Origin of the sequence: Xanthomonas vesicatoria ATCC 35937, from assembly GCF_001908725.1 — a bacterium.
GTDB lineage: Bacteria > Pseudomonadota > Gammaproteobacteria > Xanthomonadales > Xanthomonadaceae > Xanthomonas > Xanthomonas vesicatoria.
In genome coordinates, this window is sequence record NZ_CP018725.1 from 4,748,907 (window position 1) to 4,769,173 (window position 20,267).

A 20,267-nucleotide genomic window follows, 5' to 3' on the forward strand; every position below is an offset into this window, starting at 1 on the left:
CGCATCTGCGGTTCACTTCCGGGATCTGTCATATCAGTGCCCTTACATAATTGTCAGTGTGCTGATATTTTAGGCCTTCCCAATCACAGTGCGTCCAGCCATGCCCCATCTGATCGGCCCCGACTTCGTCGGCATTCAAACCCCGGATCTTGACGCAGCACGCAGCTTCTACACCGAGGTGGTCGGGCTCACGCCTGCAGCCCACAGCCCGCCGGGCGCGGTGGTGTTCGACACCCGGCCGATCCCGTTTGCCATCCGTATGCCGGTGGTCGAGCTGACCAATACCGACCGGTTGGGCGAGGGCATCGCGCTGTGGTTCGGCTGCGATGATGCCGACGCCTTGCATGCGCATCTTGCCGACCACGGCACAGAGATCGCGTTTGCGCCGAAGGACGGGCCATTTGGCCGGTATTTCGCGTTCCGCGATCCGTTCGGCTACACCATCACCGCTCACAATGTGACGCACGCCTGAGCACGCGCGGTTGGCGCGACCGAAGCAACAGTGCGTATTTCGCAGCGTGTGCCAACCGAGCAGGCGGGCAGGGCTGCGGCCTGGCATGGCGCGTGGCAGTACCGCGGTGAGGCGGTCATTGCGGTCCGCACTCCCTGCGTCACCGCGCCATCCTGCTACCCGGCAAGCCGCAACGCATGCTTCGGTCAATCGTTTCCATAGACGCCCCATCCGGCTGCGGCCGCGGTTTGCTCTAAAATGTGCGGATTGCACCCCCGCCAGCCGTAGAGCCAGCCGTGACCTCGATCAAGCAGGAAGACCTCATCCAGTCCGTCGCCGATGCGCTGCAGTACATCAGCTACTACCACCCGGTCGACTACATCAAGAACCTGTCGGCTGCCTACGAGCGCGAAGAATCGCCCGCCGCTAAGGACGCGATTGCGCAGATCCTGATCAATTCGCGCATGTGCGCTGAAGGCCATCGCCCGATCTGCCAGGACACCGGCATCGTCACCGTGTTTCTGGAAATCGGCATGAACGTGCGTTGGGACGACGCCACCATGGGCGTGGAAGATATGGTCAACGAAGGCGTGCGCCGCGCCTACAACCATCCGGACAACAAATTGCGTGCCAGCGTGCTGGCCGATCCGGCCGGCAAGCGTGCCAACACCAAGGACAACACCCCGGCGGTGGTCAACGTGAAGATCGTCCCGGGCGACACGGTCGACGTTATCGTCGCGGCCAAGGGCGGCGGTTCGGAGGCCAAGAGCAAGTTCGCCATGCTCAACCCCTCTGATTCCATCGTCGACTGGGTGCTCAAGACCGTGCCGACCATGGGCGCGGGCTGGTGCCCGCCGGGCATGCTCGGCATCGGCATCGGCGGCACCGCCGAGAAGGCGATGCTGCTGGCCAAGGAAGCGCTGATGGAGCCGATCGACATCGTCGACCTGCAGGCGCGCGGCGCCTCCAATCGTGCCGAAGAACTGCGCCTGGAGCTGTACGAAAAGGTCAATGCGCTCGGTATCGGCGCACAGGGCCTGGGCGGCCTGACCACGGTGCTGGACATCAAGGTCAAGGATTACCCGACCCATGCTGCCAACCTGCCGGTGGCCTTGATCCCCAATTGCGCCGCCACCCGCCACGCCCACTTCACCCTGGACGGCAGCGGCCCGGTGATGCTGGACCCGCCGTCGCTGGAAGACTGGCCCAAGCTCACCTACAACCCGACCAATGCGCTCCGGGTGAATCTGGACACCATCACCCGCGAAGAAGTCGCCAGCTTCAAGCCGGGCGAAGTGGTGCTGCTCAACGGCAAGCTGCTGACCGGCCGCGACGCCGCGCACAAGCGCATGATCGACATGCTCAACAAGGGCGAGCCCTTGCCGGTGGATTTCACCAACCGCTTCATCTACTACGTTGGCCCGGTCGACCCGGTGCGCGACGAAGTGGTCGGCCCGGCCGGCCCGACTACCGCCACGCGCATGGACAAGTTCACCCGTCAGATGCTCGAACAAACCGGCCTGCTGGGCATGGTCGGCAAGTCCGAGCGTGGCGATGCGGCAATCGATGCAATCCGTGACAACAAGGCCGTGTACCTGATGGCGGTCGGCGGCTCGGCATACCTGGTGTCCAAGGCGATCAAGGCCGCGCGCGTGCTGGCGTTCGAAGACCTTGGCATGGAGGCGATCTACGAATTCGAGGTCAAGGACATGCCGGTGACCGTGGCGGTGGATTCCACCGGCGAATCGGTGCACAAGACCGGCCCGCGGCAGTGGCAGTCGCGCATTGGCAAGATTCCGGTGGTAGTGGAGTAACCGGATTACCAACTGACTGCGCAGCCCGTCGGCAGGGCGGGCTGGGCCAGCGCCCGATTCATGCGGTGAGGCGCATTTCTTCGCACCGCGTGCGTACAACGATGGCGCGAGACGGCGTGGTGCTCAGTTGGTCGGAAGTAGCGAGGCGATGGAACGCCTCGTGGTTTGCTGTAGATAAAACGGGCAGAGCGGGACGCTTGCCGGCAGCGGAGCAACTGCGTCGGTGGAGAGAGCATCGGTGATCTCTCCGCAGAGAAGGCCGGCGCTGCCACGCGCGAACCGGCTATGCTCGACGCACTGGCCGCTAATCCAAGGAGAAAGGAATGCTCCGACTCGTCTGTAGCGCGTTGTCGTTGTGCCTGAGCCTGAGTGCGGCGGCGCAGCAGCAAAAGGCACCCACGGTGTTGTTTCCTTCGCGCAACTACGCACCGCCGCCTGCCGCCCCCGTGCCGTTTGCAGAGCGCAAGTCACTTAAGACAAACGACACCACAACACGATTCGACGGGCCTTCGGCCACGGACCGGTGCATCGCACAGTGCAACAGCAGCGCCCGACAATGCCGCGCCGACCGACCCAGCGAGTCCAGTTGCAGCAGCAGGGCTGCGCCGCGTGGAAAGCGCTGCGACGACGTACAAAATCCGGCGCAACAGGCCAACTGCATGGCGCAGGTCTTCGACTGCACCCAGCAGAGCGACGACACTCGCTGCGAACCGCGCAAGCTCGCCTGCCTGCGCGCCTGTACCAACTGACCGAGAACCCGCATGGCCGCCACGCTCTACCACACCCCCAGTACTGCCGCCCTGGTCGTCCATTGGCTGCTGATCGAACTGGACATCGCACATGTGCTGCATCCGCTGGATTTCGAACGCGGCGAGCAGAAGGCGCCGGACTATCTGGCACTCAATCCGGCCGGCGTAGTGCCCACCCTGGTGCTGGACGGGCAAGTACTGACGGAAGCGGCCGCCATCGTCATGCATCTGGCCGATCTCTACCCGCATGCCGGGCTCGCGCCGCCGGTCGCCACGCCCGAGCGCGCGGCCTACTACCGCTGGATGTTTTTCTGCGCCAACACCTTGCAGCCGGCCTATCGCGCCTGGTTCTACCCGCACGAGCCGGCCGGCGCTTCCCACCTCGATGCGGCGCAGACCCAGGCACGTAACAAGCTGGAAGCGGCCTGGGCCCAGGTCGATGCGCATTTGCACGCGCATGGACCCTATCTGCTCGGCAAGACCCTATCGGCCGCCGATTTCATGCTGACCATGTTGATGCGCTGGTCGCGCAACATGCCTAGACCTACCGACAGCTGGCCGGCCCTGCAGGCGCATGCGCAACGGATGAAGGCCCGGCCCGCCTTCCAGGAAACCTACCGGCGAGAAGGATTGACCGACTGGGCCTGACCGTGGCATCCCGGTGAGCGAAGTTCTGTTTCGATAGCAACGGTCGAGTCCGTTGGGTTATGCCCTGCGGGGTGTACGATCGCGCGACATACCAGAGAACAGGGGCTCTACCATGTTGCAGTCCGTATCCCGTCGCAAGCTATTGCAATGCGCGTGTTGTGCACCGGTGGCCGCCGCCGCTGCGTCGTTGCCGTTCTCGCTGCGCGCCGCGCCCGGCAAGAAGACCGACCTCAGCGCCGATCAGGCGCTGCAGGTATTGCGCGACGGCAATATTGCCTTTGTGCAGAACCGTCCCAAAAAGGTGATTTCCGACGGCAAACGGCGCCTGGAACTGGCGCTTGGCCAGACGCCCTTCGTGATCCTGGTGTCCTGTTCTGACTCGCGCGTGCCGCCGGAGCTGCTGTTCGGACGTGGCCTGGGCGAGATGTTCATCGTGCGCAATGCCGGCAACACGGTGGACACCACGGCGCTCGGCTCGATCGAATATGCGGTGAGCCAGCTCGGTGTGCCGCTGGTAGTGGTGATGGGCCACGAAAGTTGCGGTGCAGTCGCCGCGGCGGTGTCGGTTGTCGAACAGAACGCCTTTTTCCCGGGCGCGATCGGCGCCATGATCGAGCCCATCGTCCCGGCCGTGCTGGCTGCCAAGAGCAAGGGCGGCGATGACCTGCTGGCCGCCTCGGTAAAGGCCAACGTCAAGCGCACTGTGGATCGCCTGCGTGGCGCGTCCGAACCTGCCCTGCTGGAGCCTTTGCGCAATGGGGTCTGCAAGGTGGTCGGTGCTTATTACGCGTTGAAAGATGGCAAGGTCGATTTCTTCGACGTGTGATTCGATGTTCTGACTAGCGTCGGTTGGAGAGGCACGCGCCTAGGGCGGGCCTCCTCATCCGGCCACAAAAAAGCCGGCAGCAATGCCGGCTTTTTTTTGTGGCGATCTTCTATGTAGCGAAGCCGCGGTTGCATCGTGGCCGCGACAGCCTGCCAGGGTGCCAAGTGCGCCTGCCTGCGCTCAATGCAAACCGACCCGGCTCTCGATACCTTAGAACCACTCCAGCAACGACACGCCCAGGCCGATGTAGGTGGCCTTGTGGTTGTAGTCGATCAGGCTCTCGCCGTAGCCGTCGAACACCTGCACATGGCCGCGTAACAGGTTGGTGATGGGGAAGCCGTAATCCAGCTGCACCGACCCGTGCGAGCGGTCGCCGCCACGCAGCGAATGCCGTGCGATCAACGCAAATTCGTGGCCGTCCTTGTTATAGACCAGGGTCGCGTCGCCGCGGCCCATGTAATCCTCGATGTCAGGATTATTGTCGTCGGCGCGATCTTCCTTGATGCGGAACCACGGGCGCAACGTGAGCGCCCAGTTCTCGCGATCCAGGCCGATGTTGAGGATGACCCGGTTCCAGGAGCGCGACAGCGGATCTTCGCGGCCGTTGGACATGTGGTTGAGGCTGATGCCGCTCATGCGGCCCTTCCAGCCGAACAGGCTGTAATTGTTGCGGAACACCAGCATGGCTTCCGGCTCGTAGTTGGTCTCGCGGAACGGGCGCGATGCATCGGAGTTGTAGGCCTGCCACCGCGAGCTCTGGGTGTAGCCCATCCAGATGTCGCCGTTGTCGCCAAACAGATCTTCGACAACCTTGGTCTTGAAGCTCAGCTGGAACTTCAGCTCGGCGCTGTCCAGCTGCTGCGGTGTGCTGACCGAATTGGCCGGATTCGGCGATTGCGGGGTCCGGTTGGTGTCGCTGGTCCAGAATGCCGGCAGCAGATAGACCGGCTTGTAGCCACGCAGTTGGAACGTGCCCAGTTTGGAATCCTTGGCCAGTTCCCAGCGGCTATCGAGTAATGAACCGCGGCCGGCGTTGGCGACCGCTTCTTCCTTCGGCTGGTCCTGGTCCTGTCCGTCGGCGCGGAAGAAATCGCCCACCCGGCTGCTCTTGCGGCTGTCGTCAGTCTTGGCGGCTTGCTTGGCCAATTGGGCTGCGGCATCTGCCTCTTGCACGGCCTGCGGGGTGTGGCCCAACGCCTGGTCGTAGCAGGCCAGGCGGGCGGCATCCGAGGTCACGGACGTGCAGGCCTGCGGCGACGCCGGCTGCGGAGCGATTTCCTGCCCATGCGCCAGCGGCGCGGCGGCCAGGGCGATCAGCATCAGGGGGCGGGTGCGGTACTTGGGCATGGGCAGTCTGGCCGAATGTTGGCGCCAGGCAGGCGCGTCGGCGCGTAGCTTAACGGTCGCGTCTGCATACGCCGTGTGTACACGGCGGCATAACATCTGGTGAGTCAGTCAGGTGGGTATGGCGGAGCCAATGAGGCCGACGCTGCAGCGCGATCTTTACGGCGGGTGCGACAGCGGCCGCACTGGCTCGGGGCGCGCTTGCTGAGGCATCAGAAAAACCAGGCGATCGCAAACACGCCCAGCATGCACAGACCCAGCGCCAGCTTGGTGGCCGTTCCCAGCATGATGCCGACCCAGGTACCGAAACCCACCTTGGTGGCCTGACCGGTCTTGCGGGTCTGGTAATACTCTCCCAGCCACGCACCGGCGAACGGGCCGACAAACAAGCCGATCGGCATGAAGAAAATGCCAGCGATGGCACCGATCACCGAGCCCCACATCGCCATCTTGCTCGCCCCCACACGCTGCGCGCCATACAGAGTGGCAAGGAAATCGATCAAGAAGGAGAGGGCGGTGATCAGCCCGAGAATCACCAGCGCGACCCAGCCCACGTGGTTGAACCCGTCTGCCCAAGCGGCCACCAGCAGTCCCGCAAAGACCAACGGCAAGCCGGGTAGGGCAGGCAGGATGACGCCGGCAAGGCCTACCAGCACCAAGATGCCAGCCAGCACGTAATAAACGATGGTCGTGTCCATGATGGTTTAGAAATGTCCTGTTTCAGGCTTGACAAAAATACGCAAGAGGTGCTTGAAAATTGGTTTTGTGCGGGTTAAGTTGCAGCCGCTGCTGTTTGCAAAGGTCACCGTGAATCGTGGCCTGATGCGGTAGATCGCCCGATCCGCTACATCCTTGTACCTCGCTTCCTCCTTGCAATCACAGCGCCACCGCCAGTCCATCACAGTGTCGTAGGGAGTCAGTCGAGATGTCCAACATCGAACGCGAGAATGGTGTCGTGAAGTGGTTCAACGATGCCAAGGGCTTTGGATTCATCAGTCGCGAAAACGGCGAAGACGTCTTCGTCCATTTCCGCGCCATCCAGATCCAGGGCTTCAAGAGTCTCAAGGAAGGGCAGAAGGTCAGTTTTACCGTCGTGCAAGGGCAAAAAGGCCTGCAGGCCGACGCGGTGCAGGTGGTCTGAGCCACTGCGCGGGGGATGCATCACACAGCCAGCAAAAAGGCCCGTCACCGGGCCTTTTTGTTGCCTGCACGCTGCCGGCAGCCGCTGCTCAGCGCAGCACCACCTTGCCGTTGACCACGCGCACGTAGGCATTTTCGCGCACGCCGGCCAGGTCGCGCTGGTTCACCACGATGACGCGGCCATCGTCCATGCGCACCTGCACGTCGAAGCTGTCGCTGGTGACATTGTTCTGGATGGCGTTACCTGCCAGCGCGCCGGCGGCGGCGCCGGCCACGGCCGAGACATTCTTATTTCCCTTGCTACCGCCGGTGTCCTTGGAAATCTGGCGGCCGGCCACGGCGCCGACGATGCCGCCGAGCACCGCGCCGGTGCCCGTGGGCGCGGTGCGGGTCGGGCCGACTTCGTCGATGCGGGTCACGATGCCGCAATCCACGCAGCGCGGCGCCTGCTGCGAATAGCCCTGGTCGTAGCCACGGTCGCCGCGATAGCTGCCGTACTGGGGCTGGGACGTGGCGCAGCCGACCAGGGTCGCGGTTGCAGCCAGGCCAATAACAAGCAGTCGGGTCTTCATGAGGTGTCTCCGGAGGGTTTCTGAAGGCGGTCAGGGCCGCGGCGACGTCATCCTGTGTTGGTCCAGGTGAACGGTCTGCCAACTGGCTCACTCCAGGCTTAACGAAACCCGAGCGCCGCCTTCATCCAACTTCATCGAAAATCGCGATGGCAGGCCTCGCAGGCGTCTGAAATCTGCCGTTTGATCGGCGCGAACGCGGCGCAACTGGACGGCGCGCTGCGCCGTGCCTGCTCCAGTACGACGCGCAGTGCCTGGGCATGTTCGCCGAAGCGGCGATCCTCGCCGATCTGCGGAAATGCCGGTTCCAGTTCGTTGGCCAGCAAGTGAAGCGATTGCAGTCGCGCCTGCTGCTGCGCGGCTGTGCACATCGCCCCGGGTTGCGGCTGCAGGGCGCGCAATTGATAGTCCAATACGTGCATCAGGCTGTCGGGCAGCGGGTCGCGCCGCGCCTGCAACACGCGCGCCACCATCACTGTCGTGATCAGCCCGATCAACAGGCCCAGTACCAGCATGAAGGCGTAACGCGCCGCGCGTGATTGGTGGGGAGGTGTGGCGGACATGGCGAGCTGCTCCGGCAAAGGCGTGCGGTGGGCGGACGCGCGGGAGGTGGCGCGCGTAAAATAGGCCGATGAAAGCACAATGGCGTGAACGCTTTGCCGGTATCGACCGGCTGTACGGAGTCGGCACGGTGGAGCGGTTGTCTGCTTGCCGCGTGGCGGTGGTGGGCATGGGCGGTGTGGGCTCGTGGGTGGTGGAGGCGCTGGCACGCACCGGCGTCGGCCATCTCCGCCTGATCGATGCCGACGACCTGTGCGTGTCCAATACCAATCGACAATTGCCGGCGCTGGCCGGGCAGTACGGACGCAACAAGGCGCGCGCCATGGCCGAGCGCTGCGTGGCGATCAACCCGGAAATCGAGGTCGATGCGGTGGAGGCGTTTCTCACCACCGGCAATATCGAAACCCTGCTGGGCGACGGCCTGGATCTGGTGATCGATGCCTGCGACAGCTTCCGGGTCAAGGTGGAGACCATCGCCTGGTGTCGGCGCCGCAAGCTGCCGCTGCTGACCGTCGGCGCCGCCGGCGGGCGCACCGATCCCACCCTGGTGCGCGTGCGCGATGTCTCGCGTACCGAGCACGATGCGATGCTGGCGCTGATTCGCAAGAAGCTGCGCAGCGACTTCAATTTCCCCAAGAATGCGCAGCGCTATTTCGGCGTGCCGGCGGTGTACTCGCTGGAAAACGTCAAATACCCGCAGGCTGACGGCAGCGTGTGCGGCATTCGCCCGCAACTGGATGCCGATGCCACGCTCAAGCTGGATTGCGGTGCCGGGCTGGGCGCGGCCACGCATATCACCGGCACGTTCGCATTTGTGGCGGTGGGCAAGGCGCTGGAAATGTTGCTTAAGCCCAAGGTGGCCGCAGCCAGGCCTGCTGGCGAAGCTGCCTCAACGGGGTGAGTGCGCAGGTTGATACGTCATGCAGCAACGTGCGGTGCGATCAACCCGGCAACCCGAACAAGCGCCGCGCATTGGCGGTGGTCTGCGCGGCGATGTGCTCGGCCGCCTGGCCGCGTAGCTGTGCGATGCAGTCCAGCACCGTGCGCAGGTAGGACGGCTCGTTGCGTTGCCCGCGCATGCTGGCGTCGGGCTGGTCCGGCGCATCGGTCTCCAGCAGCAGCCATTCCAACGGCATCGTCGCAGCCAGGCCGCGCAGGCGATTGGCGCGCGGATAAGTGACCGGGCCGCCCAGGCCGAGCATGAAATCCAGCTTCCACAATTGCTGCGCCTGCTCAGGGCTGCCGGCAAAGCTGTGCACCACGCCGCGCAGGCCACCGACGGCCTTGATGCGGGCGATGACTTCTTCGGTGGCGCGGCGCGCGTGCACGATCAGCGGCAGGTCGAAGCGCTTGGCCAGGCGCAACTGGCCATCGAAATAGTCGCGCTGGGCCTGCGCGTCCAGGCCCTCCAGGTAGAAGTCCAGGCCGCATTCGCCGATCGCGCAGGGGCGCTCGCGCTCGATCCACTCGGCCAACAGCTCCAGGTGCTCGGGGCGGTGCTGATCGAGAAAGATCGGGTGCAAGCCATAGGCCGGATGCAACCCGGGCGCCTGGGCGCACACTGCGCGCAGGCCCGGCCAGCTGGCGGCGGTGACGGCCGGCACCACCTGCTGCACGACCCCGGCCTCGCGCGCGCGCGCAATCACCGCAGGGCGGTCGTGGTCGAATTCGCCTGCGTCCAGATGGCAATGGCTGTCGATCAACTGCATCAGTCGCGGCGCACCGGTGCCGGCAGGGGCGCCTTGCGCGTCTTCCAGTTGGCCAGCAGTAGCGTGGTCAGGCCGAACAGCAGTTCGTCAACGAATGGCACAAAATCCGGCACCAGCACATCCACCACAAACAGCGCGGCTGCCAGCTTGAACAACGTGGGATAGCGAAGCTTGGCCGCCCACTCCAAGGCGCGTGCGGTGAGAAGATTTCGCATGCAAGAGCTCCGGCTGTTAGAAGTGCATGAAGTAACCGCTAGCTGAACTTAACCGTGGCGTTCATGAGCGAGGGCGTTTTCGTTCAGGGTTCCCGTGCTGGAATCACGCCGTCAACAACGCGGTGCGTCCGCAGGGAGCTGGTTATGAAGAGCAACACGACAACTATACTGGTCGCTGCCGGTGCCTTGCTGGTGGGAGGCGTGGCCACTGCCGCCTTCATGAACAATCGCCCGTCGTCGGGTGACTTCGTCGCCAACGGCGAGCCGGCGCCGCGGGGCCTCGAGTACGCCGACGTGGTCAAGGTCGCACCGATCACCCAGCGTGAGCCGCAGTACGCGCAGGTCGTCAACAGCGCTGCCATTCGCGAAACCACCACCAACTCCTCGCCGCGCGAAGTGTGCCGCGACGTGGTGGTGCAGGAACGTCTGCCCGAGCGTGATGGCAACGTCGGCGGCACCGTCGCCGGTGCCGTGATCGGCGGCCTGCTGGGCAACCAGGTGGGTGGCGGCAACGGCCGCAAACTGGCCACGGTGGCCGGCGCGGTCGGTGGCGGCATGGTCGGCAATCGCGTAGATCGCAATCATGTGGGCGGCCGTGTGGTGGATCGCACCGAGCGCCAGTGCCACACCGAGAACGCCAATTCGAGCTCCTCGCGCGTGGTGGGCTACGACGTGACCTACCGCAATGCCGATGGCACCACAGGCACGATGCGCATGGACAGCAAGCCGGGCGAGCGTATTTCGCTGGGCGACGCCGACAACGTGGTGGCTTACGACGTGACCTACCGCTACGACGGTTTCGAGAAGACCGTGCGTATGAACGACAAGCCGGCGAGCGATCGCCTGCCGGTGGTCGACGGCCAGCTGGTGACCCAGACCGCGTCGACGGCTGGTGACCGGGGCGTTCCCGTGAATTCGGCCAGCACGCGTCAGTAAACCGCTGGCAGCCATCCGCCCGGATCGCTGCGTCAGCAAGAAAAGAGCCGGCAATGCCGGCTCTTTTCGTTTCGGGCGCCAGCGGTCAATCCCGTGCACCGAACACGTCGGCTGCCATGTTCGGCCGGTAACTGGCTGATAATCGCCGCTTCTCCTGAGTGGAAGCCGACATGCCGGTGCGTCCCGATGATCTGTTCGATGTCCGTGCGCTGCTGACCGACGAAGAGCGGGCGGTGCAGGATGCAGTGGCGCGCTTCACCGATATGCGGGTGCTGCCGGCGATCGGCGACGCCTTCGACGCGGGGCGGTTCCCTCGCGAATGGGTGCCGGAACTGGCGCAGCTGGGATTGCTGGGTGCGAGCCTGCCGGTCGACGATGGCGGTGCGGGTCTGGGGGCGGTGTCCTACGGGCTGATCTGCCAGGAACTGGAGCGCGGCGACAGCGGCCTGCGTAGTTTCGTCAGCGTGCAATCCTCGCTGTGCATGTATCCCATCCATGCCTATGGCAGCGACGCGCAACGCCAACGCTGGTTGCCGGAGATGGCTGCAGGCCGCGTGATCGGCTGCTTCGGCCTGAGCGAGGCGCAAGGCGGCTCGGACCCGGCGGCGATGACCACGCGTGCGGTGCGCGATGGGGACGGTTGGCGCTTGAACGGCGGCAAGATGTGGATCACCAACGGCAGCATCGCCAACCTGGCGATCATCTGGGCGCATACCGACGATGGCGTGTGCGGCTTCCTGGTGGAGACCGATAGCCCCGGCTTCTCTGCGCAGGACATCACCCACAAGATGAGCCTGCGCGCCTCGGTGACCTCGGCGTTGTTCCTCGATAACGTGTTCGTGCCCGAACAGATGCGCCTGCCGAGCGCGGCGGGCATGAAGGCGCCACTGGGCTGTCTCAACCAGGCCCGCTACGGCATCGCCTGGGGCGCGATCGGGGCGGCGGTGGCTTGCCTGCGCGAGGCGCTGGCCTATGCAGGCGAACGCATCCTGTTCGGGCGGCCGCTGGCGGCCACCCAGAGCGCGCAGATCAAGCTGGCGGATATGGCGCGGCGGATTTCCACCGCGCAGTTGCTGGCGCTGCAACTTGGCCGTTTGAAGGAGGCCGGGACGCTGCGGCCGGAACAGATATCCCTGGCAAAGTGGAATAATTGCCGCATGGCGCTGGACGTGGCGCGCCAATGCCGCGACCTGCTGGGGGCGGCCGGCATCACCACCGAACACGTGGCCATCCGGCATGCGCTCAACCTGGAATCGGTGATCACCTACGAGGGCACCGAAACCGTGCATCAGTTGGTGGTGGGACGTGCGCTGACGGGACTCAACGCGTTTTGACGAGGAGCAGGTGTTGATCGGCAAGGATGTGGTAAGACGCCTGAGAGGCGTGTTCTGGATGGTATGCGGGGTCTGCGCGATTGCCGCAATCGCGATATCACCGTCGCAGGCAAACGAGGCGCCGAGCATGGCGCCGGCGCCGGCATGGGTGGTCGCCGATGCGGTGCCCGACAGCGTGCCGGGCGCGAGCGGATTGCGCTATGAGCTGGTGTCCGATCAGGTCGATCTCACCGGCCCTGCCGTGCGCGCATATCGGCGGTTGAGTTATACGGTGCAGCGGGCCAAAAGCCTGGACGAGGCCGGGCAGATTTCCCTCGACTACCAGCCGCAGTATCAGACGCTGCAGCTCAACAGCCTGGATGTCTGGCGCGCGGGCCAACGCATCGACATGCGTGCCCGCGCGCACTACGCCAAGCTGCGCCGCGAAAGCGGCCTGGAAGACGGCCTCATCGATGGCGCGCTGACGCTGTCGATCACCTTGCCGGACCTGCGCGTCGGCGATCGGGTGGATTACGGGGTGACCATCACCGGCAGCAACCCGGTGTTCGGCAAGGGCTATTACGACATCTTCGACGCGCGTTACGGCGTGCCGCTGGGCGAACGCCGGGTCCGTGTGCGCTATCCCGCCGACATGACCTTGCAGTGGCGCATCAGCGCGCCGGGCTTCAGCCGCAATGTGAGCAAGGCCGATGGGGTCGCGCTGTTGAACATCGGGGCAAGCAACCTCGCTGCCGTGCAGGAGGAAAAAGGCGCGCCCGACGATATAGACCCGTACGGCCTGATCGAAGTGTCCACCGCCGGCAACTGGGCGAGTGTGGCGGCGTGGGCCGCGCAGTTGTATCCGGCGGCATTCAAGGATGCGCAGGTGGCTGCCAGCATGAGGCAGAGCCTGCGTCTGCGTAGCGACGATGCACAGGGCGCATTGTTGCGCGCGGTGGCCTTCGTGCAGGGCGAGATCCGCTACGTCGGCCTGGACATGGGCGAGAACTCGCATGCACCGCATGCGCCGGAACTGACCTTGCGCAACCGCTATGGCGATTGCAAGGACAAGGCAACCTTGTTGATTGCGCTACTGCAGCTGGCCGGCATCCGCGCCGAGCCGGTGCTGGTCAACAGCGACAAGGGCGCCACGTTGGACAAGCGCCTGCCCAGCCCCTATGCCTTCGACCATGTGGTGGTGCGCGCACATCTGCCGCAGGGCGATGTGTGGGTGGATGCCACGCGCGACCGCGAGGACGGCCCGCTTGCGCAGCGCCGGCCGCTGCCGTTCGTGCGCGGATTGCCGGTCCTGGCCGGGCAGGACGCCCTGGTCGACGTACCGGCGCCGATGCCGACCATGCCGCAGGTAGAGGTGATCGAAGACATCGCGATTTCGCTGCGCAAACCGCAGCGCGTGGCGACCTTCAGCGTGGACACCACCTACCGGCAGGGACGTGGCGAGCGGGTGGCATCGAGTTTTGAAAACGATGGCGCGCAAGCGATGGGCGAGCGCTATCTGGAGTTCATGCAGCAGTACTACACCGCGCTGACACAGGTCGATGAGCCGACCATCGACGATAGCGATGCATTGAATGTGCGCACGCACGAAACCTACCGCTTGGAATGGCCGGTGGCAGAAGGCGACGAAGTGGGTTTCCCGCTATTCCAGCTAGGCGACTGGATGGATAGCTTGTCCAAGGAGGCGCGCAAGAGCCCGTTGGTGTTGCGCGGGCCGCAGCTGGCGCGGCAGACGGTGCGCGTGCAGACCGACCCGGCAACGACAGTGGACGCAGACACGCAGATCGTGTCCAACCCCTGGTTTCGCTTCTCGCGCACGATCGCGATGCGCGATGGTCGCATCGAAATTGTTGGTGAATGGCGGCGCTTCACCGACCGCATTCCCGCCGATGGGGTGGCACGTGCGGCGGCCGACATGGAGCGTGCGCGCGACCTGCTGTACTTCAATCACGACCTCAAGCCGCAGCGGCGCAGGCAACCCACCGATTGGCGGGCACTGAGCTACCCACTGGTCGGGCTGCTGGCCTTGATCGTGCTCGTGCTGGGGTGCCTGGCCTGGTGGCGTGGCGGCGGGCTGGGCGGGCTGCTGTTCGACCCGCACGGCACGGTGCAGCGCATGCCGCAGCAGCTCGGTCTGCGCCGCAGCGCATGGGCGGTGTTTGCGGTGACCACGCTGGTGTCGGCGTGGATGTGGCTGCATGCGTTGCCGTGGTGGATGCAGCTGGCCGGTGCTGTGGCGGTGGGGGTGGTGCTGGTGCTGGGCTGCGTGCTGCTCAAACAGCTGTTGCGCTGGATGGGCAGCGCGGCGCAGGTCACACGGCTGCTGCCGGCGATGGCGGGCAGCGTCTTGCCATGGCTGGTGTGCGTGCTCGCCGGGCTGGTGGCGCTCAAGGGCAAGCCGGCCCTGCTGCAGAGCGGTGCCAGCGATCCGGCCGGCATGGCGCAGTTGTCGCTGTGCGTGCTGTTGTTGATGCTCGGGGGCCTGTGGTGGTCGGTGTGCTCGGTTCAGGCCGTTGCCGGTGCTACCGGGTGCGCGCGCACGCGCGCCTTTGGCGCCTGGGCGTTGACGCTGTCGCTGCTGGGCGTGGTGATTGCGGTATTGGGCGTACCTGTGGCGATTGTCGCGGCGGCCTGAGATGGGCCATCGCTGCTGCAGCGCGACTGGCGATTGCAACGCACGCAACGGCGGCGGCAGACGGCTGCGGTTGCGCGCAAAGGGCTTTGCAAAGGCACGCGGGGCTGTGACACTGCCAGCCCCCTCGTCGTTGCCGCGGAGCCAGCTTGATGTCCACCGTGCGTCCCCCGTTGACCGTGCATGGCATGTCCAGTTCCGGCAACTGCTACAAGGTGCGTCTGCTGCTGGAGCAACTCGGTAGCCGCTATCACTGGGTCGAAGTGGACAGCGTGGCCGGGCAGACCCGCACCCCGGAATACCTGGCCAAGAATCCCAACGGCAAGGTGCCGATGGTGGAACGCGACGACGGCCGCGTGCTGACCGAATCCAACGCGATCCTGTTCTGGCTGGCCGAGGGCACGCCCTACCTGCCCACCGACGCGTGGCAACGCGCGCAGGCGCTGAGCTGGATGTTCTTCGAGCAATACAGCCATGAGCCGTATGTGGCGGTGGCACGTTTCATCAGCCTGTGGACCCCGCGCGATGCATCGCGCCGCGCCGAGCTGCCGCAGCTGCGCGTGCGCGGCGAGCAGGCGCTGGCGGTAATGGAGCAGCATCTGCAGCAGCACGCCTGGTTTACCGGGAGCGACTACGGCATCGCCGACATCGCGCTGTTTGCGTACACCCACTGCGCCGAAGACGGCGGCTTCGATCTGGAGCGCTGGCCGGCGATCGGTGCCTGGCTGCAACGCGTGCAGGCGCTGCCGGGCTTCGTTCCGATGCCCGCCGCGTCGGCGGTGGCGGCATGAGTCGGCAGGAGCGCTGAGCATGTGCGGATTGGCAGGAATGCTGCTGGCGTCGCCGCGTCTGCATGGCGAGCAGCTCGATGCGCTGGTGCGACCGATGGGCGCGGCCCTGCGCCATCGCGGCCCGGACGATGCGGGCACCTGGTGCGACGCGCAGGCCGGTGTGGCGTTGGCGCACCAACGGCTGAGCATTCTGGATCTATCGCCACTAGGCCATCAGCCGATGCGCTCGGCCGACGGCCGCTACGTGCTGGCTTACAACGGCGAGGTCTACAACTTCGCGCAACTGCGCGCTGCCCTCGCTGCGCTGGGTCACCGCTTCCGCGGGCATTCCGATACCGAGGTGCTGTTGGCGGCGGTGGTGGAGTGGGGGCTGGACGACACCCTGACGCGCTGCAACGGCATGTTTGCCATCGCGCTCTGGGACGAGCGCGACAACTGCCTGTTCCTGGCGCGCGACCGCGTCGGCAAGAAGCCGCTGTACTACGGTTGGGCCGGCGATACGCTGGTGTTCGGTTCCGAACTCAAGGCGTTGTGGCAGCACCCTGACTTCGACAACGGGGTCGATCGCGATGCGCTGACCTTGCTGCTGCGGCTGGGCTATATCCCGGCGCCGGCCTGCATCCATGAACGCACCTTCAAGCTGATGCCCGGCCGCGTGTTGCGGGTGGATGCGCAAGCCGTGGCGGCAGGTGCGGCGGCGCACCGTCCCGACCAGGCGCAACAGCCGTTCTGGAATGCGCGCGAAGCGATGCAGCGCGCGCTGGCAGCGCCGTTCACCGGCACCGATGCGCAGGCCGAAGAGCAACTGGACAGCGTGCTACGCGATGCGGTGGCGCTGCGCATGGTGGCCGACGTGCCGGTGGGCGTGTTCCTGTCCGGCGGCACCGACTCGTCCATCGTCACCGCGATGATGCAGGCGCAAAGCAGCCAGCCGGTGCACACCTTCAGCATCGGCTTCGAAGGCTCGCATCACGACGAAGCGCCGCTGGCGCGCGAAGTGGCCACGCATCTGCACACCGACCACACCGAGCTGTACGTCAGCGGTGCCGATGCGCTGGCGGTGGTGCCGACCTTGCCGGACATGTTCGACGAACCCTTCGCCGATGCCTCGCAGGTGCCCACCGCATTGGTCGCGCGGCTGGCGCGCGGCGGGGTGACGGTTGCGCTATCCGGCGATGGCGGCGACGAACTGTTTTTCGGCTATGGCCGCTACCAGCGCGCGCTACGCAACTGGCGCATGCACGGCCTGGTGCCAGGCCCATTGCGCCGCTTGATGGCGGTGGCGGCGCGCAGCAACGGCGAGTCCTCGCGCACCGGCGGGCTGGCTGCGTTGGTGGCGGAAGCCGGCGCACGCGGAATCGGCGATATCTACCGCAACCGCATTTCGCGCTGGCGCGACCCGGCCGCGGTGGTGCTGGGCGCCACCGAACCAGACAGTTTCTACAGCCTGGCCGATCCGTTGCACGGCTCCGGCACCCCGGCCGACGCGATGATGCTGGCCGACTTCGCGGCGTATCTGCCCGACGATCTGCTGTGCAAGGTGGACCGCACCACCATGGCGGTTGGGCTGGAAGCGCGCGCGCCGCTGCTGGACTGGCGCGTGGCTGAATTCGCCTGGTCGCTGCCGCTGTCGCTCAAGTACCGCGACGGAGTCAGCAAGTACCTGCTCAAGCGCGTGCTATGCCGGTATCTGCCCGAGCCGATGGTCTACCGCGGCAAGCGTGGCTTCGGCGCGCCGGTCAGCGCCTGGTTGCGCGGCGATCTGCATGGCTGGGCGGACGACCTGCTCGCGCACGGCACCTTGGAGCGTGAGGGCGTGTTCGCTGCCGACGCCGTGGCCGGGCTATGGCGCGCCTTCAACGGTGGCGAACGCAAATGGCATACGCACCTGTGGACGGTGCTGATGTTCCAGGCCTGGCAGGCGCATTGGCGCGCGCAACGCGCGGCGATGACGCGCTGATCTTGGTCACCGCGTTGATCTTGTGCGCGGCGACCCACGGTTGCGTCGTGTGCGAGCCCGCGTTGCAGTTGCCAAGTTGATGCTGATGCTCGACGACGCAGCTCGGCATCAGGCCGGATGGGGGCGTCAGCACTTGCAGACTGAGGCGCCCCATTTGCGTGCGTCGACGGTTGATGGGTCGGCGCCGGGTGGCACTTCACCGGCTCTAGGCATCGTGCTGGGTAGGGTGGGGCCCTGTTTCCACGGAGCGTCCCCATGAGCAAGATCACCATCGCCGTCCTGGTCGGCAGCCTGCGCGCAGAGTCGTACAACCGTCAACTGGCGCGCGCACTGGAGCATCTGGCTGGCGAAAAGGCCGTGTTCGAGTATGTGGAGATCGGCGATATCCCGCTGTACAACCAGGACCGCGACAGCGACTACCCGGCAGAGGGCACGCGCCTGAAGCAGCAGATCCGCGCGGCCGATGCGGTGTTGTTCGTCACCCCCGAGTACAACCGCTCGATCCCCGGCGTGCTCAAGAACGCCATCGATACCGGCTCACGGCCTTACGGCGACAGCGCATTTAGCGGAAAGCCGGCGGCGGTGGTAGGCATCTCGGTCGGTGCGATCGGCACGGCCACCGCCCAGCAGCATCTGCGCAACGTACTGGCCTACCTGAACATGCATGTGCTCGGCCAGCCGGAAGTGTTCCTCCAGTACAAGGAGGGCCTGTTCGGGCCGGACGATCAGATCGCCAATGCCGACAGCCGCAAGTTCCTGCAAGGCTTTGTCAACGCGTTTCTTGGCCTGGTCACGCACCTCAAGCAGTGAGTTGATCACAGCGTCGTCCCGGCGGGCGTGCGCCTGCCGGGCAGCCGTGTCGGGGCGATGAAAGCCAGGCAGGGCAAGGGTCGCGGCTGTTGCGACAGCGTTTGCGTACAAGGGTGATGCACTGGCTGTCCACCAGTTATCCACAGAGTTGTGCATGGTCGTCGGCGCTGTCGATGACTATGCTTCCTGCCCTCGTCTCCCCGCGTCAGGTTTGTTTGTCCATGTCCGCTCGTCCTGGTTTCCGTTCCAAGCGTAATCGCGATCGCGACGACGAAGATTACGATCGTCCCGAGCCGCGTCTGGACCAGTTGCGTGTGCCGCCGCACTCGGTCGAGGCCGAGCAGGCGGTACTCGGCGGGCTGATGCTGGCGCCGGATGCATTCGACCGGGTCAACGACCAGCTCACCGAAAACGACTTCTATCGACGCGACCACCGGCTGATCTATCGCGCCATTCGCGAGCTCTCCGAAAAGGATCGCCCGTTCGATGCGGTTACGCTGGGCGAGTGGTTCGAATCGCAGGGCAAGCTGGAGCAGGTCGGTGATGGTGCGTACCTGATCGAGCTGGCCAGCACCACGCCGTCGGCTGCCAATATCGCCGCGTATGCCGAAATCGTGCGCGACAAGGCGGTGCTGCGGCAGCTCATCGAAGTGGGCACCACCATCGTCAACGATGGCTTCCAGCCGGAAGGCCGCGAGAGCGTGGAGTTGCTGGCATCGGCGGAAAAAGCGGTGTTCAAGATCGCCGAAGCCGGCGCGCGCGGACGCACCGATTTCGTGGCGATGCCGGGCGCCTTGAAGGACGCGTTCGAAGAGCTGCGCAACCGTTTCGAAAACGGCGGCAACATCACCGGCCTGCCGACCGGCTACACCGACTTCGATGCGATGACCGCCGGCCTGCAACCGACCGATCTGATCATCCTGGCCGCGCGTCCGGCGATGGGCAAAACCACGCTGGCGTTGAACATTGCCGAATACGCTGCGATCAAGTCCAAGAAGGGCGTGGCGGTGTTTTCGATGGAAATGTCGGCATCGCAGCTGGCGATGCGTCTGATCTCTTCCAACGGACGCATCAATGCGCAGCGTCTGCGTACCGGTGCACTGGAAGACGAGGATTGGGCGCGCGTGACCGGCGCGATCAAGATGCTGAAGGAAACCAAGATCTTCATCGACGATACGCCAGGCGTGTCGCCGGAAGTGCTGCGTTCCAAGTGCCGCCGGCTCAAGCGCGAACACGACCTGGGCCTGATCGTCATCGACTACCTGCAGCTGATGTCGGTGCCGGGCAACAGTGAAAACCGCGCAACCGAAATTTCGGAAATCTCGCGTGGTCTCAAGGGCCTGGCCAAGGAACTCAACGTGCCGGTGATCGCGCTGTCGCAGCTCAACCGCTCGCTGGAAACGCGTACCGACAAGCGCCCGGTGATGGCGGACCTGCGCGAATCCGGCGCGATCGAGCAGGACGCGGACATGATCGTCTTCATCTACCGCGACGATTACTACAACAAGGAAAACTCGCCGGACAAGGGCCTGGCCGAGATCATCATCGGCAAGCACCGAGGCGGCCCGACCGGCTCGTGCAAACTCAAGTTCTTCGGCGAATACACCCGCTTCGACAATCTGGCGCATGATTCGGTGGGCAGCTTCGAATAACGGCCTTGCGACTGCTCTGCAGTCGGTCGCATGTAGTAGTTGGACGCCGGTTGCACGGTATCGCATGCGCCTTGTCGATTAGCAGGCGTGTAGGCATCGCCGCTAAGGTAGTGCCTGAGCGATCCACTG

General features: G+C 65.1%; 19 protein-coding genes. 13 read left to right on the forward strand and 6 right to left on the reverse strand.

Going from position 1 to position 20,267, the window contains the following annotated elements; all coding sequences use genetic code 11:
- Positions 1-100 precede the first annotated feature (100 nt).
- The 4 genes from BJD12_RS20730 (at position 101) to BJD12_RS20750 (ending at position 4,488) form a co-directional block, all read left to right on the forward strand.
- Positions 101-472 carry a VOC family protein gene (locus BJD12_RS20730; protein ID WP_005988321.1) on the forward strand — a complete coding sequence of 124 codons (372 nt, stop codon included), beginning with the start codon at positions 101-103 and terminating at the stop codon, positions 470-472.
- 275 nt (positions 473-747) lie between these two features.
- Complete coding sequence (locus BJD12_RS20735) at positions 748-2,265, forward strand: fumarate hydratase (RefSeq protein WP_005988323.1); 1,518 nt, start codon at positions 748-750, stop codon at positions 2,263-2,265.
- A gap of 761 nt (positions 2,266-3,026) precedes the next feature.
- A complete protein-coding gene (locus tag BJD12_RS20745) occupies positions 3,027-3,662 on the forward strand; it encodes a glutathione S-transferase family protein (protein ID WP_005988325.1) in 636 nt (211 codons plus the stop codon).
- Between the two features lie 187 nt (positions 3,663-3,849).
- Complete coding sequence (locus BJD12_RS20750) at positions 3,850-4,488, forward strand: carbonic anhydrase (protein WP_172797182.1); 639 nt, start codon at positions 3,850-3,852, stop codon at positions 4,486-4,488.
- A gap of 210 nt (positions 4,489-4,698) precedes the next feature.
- Here the strand turns inward: BJD12_RS20750 and BJD12_RS20755 are convergent, their stop codons facing one another.
- Together BJD12_RS20755 and BJD12_RS20760 are read right to left on the reverse strand one after the other, a co-directional pair.
- A complete protein-coding gene (locus BJD12_RS20755; RefSeq protein ID WP_005988330.1) occupies positions 4,699-5,835 on the reverse strand; it encodes a phospholipase A in 1,137 nt (378 codons plus the stop codon).
- Positions 5,836-6,044: 209 nt separating this feature from the next.
- Complete coding sequence (locus BJD12_RS20760) at positions 6,045-6,530, reverse strand: DUF456 domain-containing protein (RefSeq protein WP_005988332.1); 486 nt, start codon at positions 6,528-6,530, stop codon at positions 6,045-6,047.
- Between the two features lie 227 nt (positions 6,531-6,757).
- Here BJD12_RS20760 and BJD12_RS20765 point away from each other — a divergent pair, with 227 nt between their 5' ends.
- A complete protein-coding gene (locus BJD12_RS20765) occupies positions 6,758-6,973 on the forward strand; it encodes a cold-shock protein (protein WP_003483561.1) in 216 nt (71 codons plus the stop codon).
- Between the two features lie 88 nt (positions 6,974-7,061).
- On the opposite strand, the gene BJD12_RS20770 is transcribed toward BJD12_RS20765, so the two are convergent.
- Together BJD12_RS20770 and BJD12_RS20775 are read right to left on the reverse strand one after the other, a co-directional pair.
- A complete protein-coding gene (locus BJD12_RS20770; protein WP_005988334.1) occupies positions 7,062-7,544 on the reverse strand; it encodes a glycine zipper 2TM domain-containing protein in 483 nt (160 codons plus the stop codon).
- A gap of 131 nt (positions 7,545-7,675) precedes the next feature.
- Positions 7,676-8,104 (reverse strand): hypothetical protein, encoded by a 429-nt coding sequence (locus BJD12_RS20775; RefSeq protein ID WP_039425311.1) that lies wholly within the window; start codon positions 8,102-8,104, stop codon positions 7,676-7,678.
- Between the two features lie 68 nt (positions 8,105-8,172).
- Here BJD12_RS20775 and BJD12_RS20780 point away from each other — a divergent pair, with 68 nt between their 5' ends.
- The gene (locus tag BJD12_RS20780; protein ID WP_005988338.1) at positions 8,173-9,003 is read left to right on the forward strand and encodes a tRNA threonylcarbamoyladenosine dehydratase; all 831 of its coding nucleotides are present in this window, start codon (positions 8,173-8,175) and stop codon (positions 9,001-9,003) included.
- 40 nt (positions 9,004-9,043) lie between these two features.
- Here BJD12_RS20780 and BJD12_RS20785 read toward each other — a convergent pair whose 3' ends face one another.
- Both BJD12_RS20785 and BJD12_RS20790 read right to left on the reverse strand, forming a co-directional pair.
- Complete coding sequence (locus tag BJD12_RS20785) at positions 9,044-9,811, reverse strand: TatD family hydrolase (protein WP_005988340.1); 768 nt, start codon at positions 9,809-9,811, stop codon at positions 9,044-9,046.
- A complete protein-coding gene (locus tag BJD12_RS20790; protein ID WP_005988342.1) occupies positions 9,811-10,026 on the reverse strand; it encodes a DUF6116 family protein in 216 nt (71 codons plus the stop codon). Before BJD12_RS20790 ends, BJD12_RS20785 begins: the two co-directional genes overlap by 1 nt.
- 144 nt (positions 10,027-10,170) lie before the next feature.
- Between BJD12_RS20790 and BJD12_RS20795 the strand changes: the two genes are divergently transcribed.
- From BJD12_RS20795 to BJD12_RS20825, 7 genes are all read left to right on the forward strand, one after another.
- Entirely contained in the window at positions 10,171-10,962 is a 792-nt protein-coding gene (locus BJD12_RS20795; protein WP_005988345.1) for a glycine zipper 2TM domain-containing protein, read from the forward strand.
- Between the two features lie 158 nt (positions 10,963-11,120).
- Positions 11,121-12,296: an acyl-CoA dehydrogenase family protein gene (locus tag BJD12_RS20800; protein ID WP_005988347.1), complete on the forward strand. Its 1,176-nt coding sequence runs from the start codon at positions 11,121-11,123 to the stop codon at positions 12,294-12,296.
- 88 nt (positions 12,297-12,384) lie between these two features.
- On the forward strand, positions 12,385-14,928 hold the full coding sequence (locus BJD12_RS20805; RefSeq protein ID WP_039425323.1) for a DUF3857 domain-containing transglutaminase family protein: 2,544 nt from the start codon (positions 12,385-12,387) through the stop codon (positions 14,926-14,928).
- A 149-nt stretch (positions 14,929-15,077) separates the two neighbouring features.
- Complete coding sequence (locus BJD12_RS20810; protein WP_005988351.1) at positions 15,078-15,716, forward strand: glutathione S-transferase family protein; 639 nt, start codon at positions 15,078-15,080, stop codon at positions 15,714-15,716.
- A 19-nt stretch (positions 15,717-15,735) separates the two neighbouring features.
- A complete protein-coding gene (gene asnB, locus BJD12_RS20815) occupies positions 15,736-17,676 on the forward strand; it encodes an asparagine synthase (glutamine-hydrolyzing) (protein WP_039425316.1) in 1,941 nt (646 codons plus the stop codon).
- Positions 17,677-17,931: 255 nt separating this feature from the next.
- On the forward strand, positions 17,932-18,486 hold the full coding sequence (locus BJD12_RS20820) for an NADPH-dependent FMN reductase (RefSeq protein ID WP_005988355.1): 555 nt from the start codon (positions 17,932-17,934) through the stop codon (positions 18,484-18,486).
- Positions 18,487-18,707: 221 nt separating this feature from the next.
- The gene (locus tag BJD12_RS20825; RefSeq protein ID WP_005988357.1) at positions 18,708-20,138 is read left to right on the forward strand and encodes a replicative DNA helicase; all 1,431 of its coding nucleotides are present in this window, start codon (positions 18,708-18,710) and stop codon (positions 20,136-20,138) included.
- Positions 20,139-20,267: the final 129 nt, after the last annotated feature.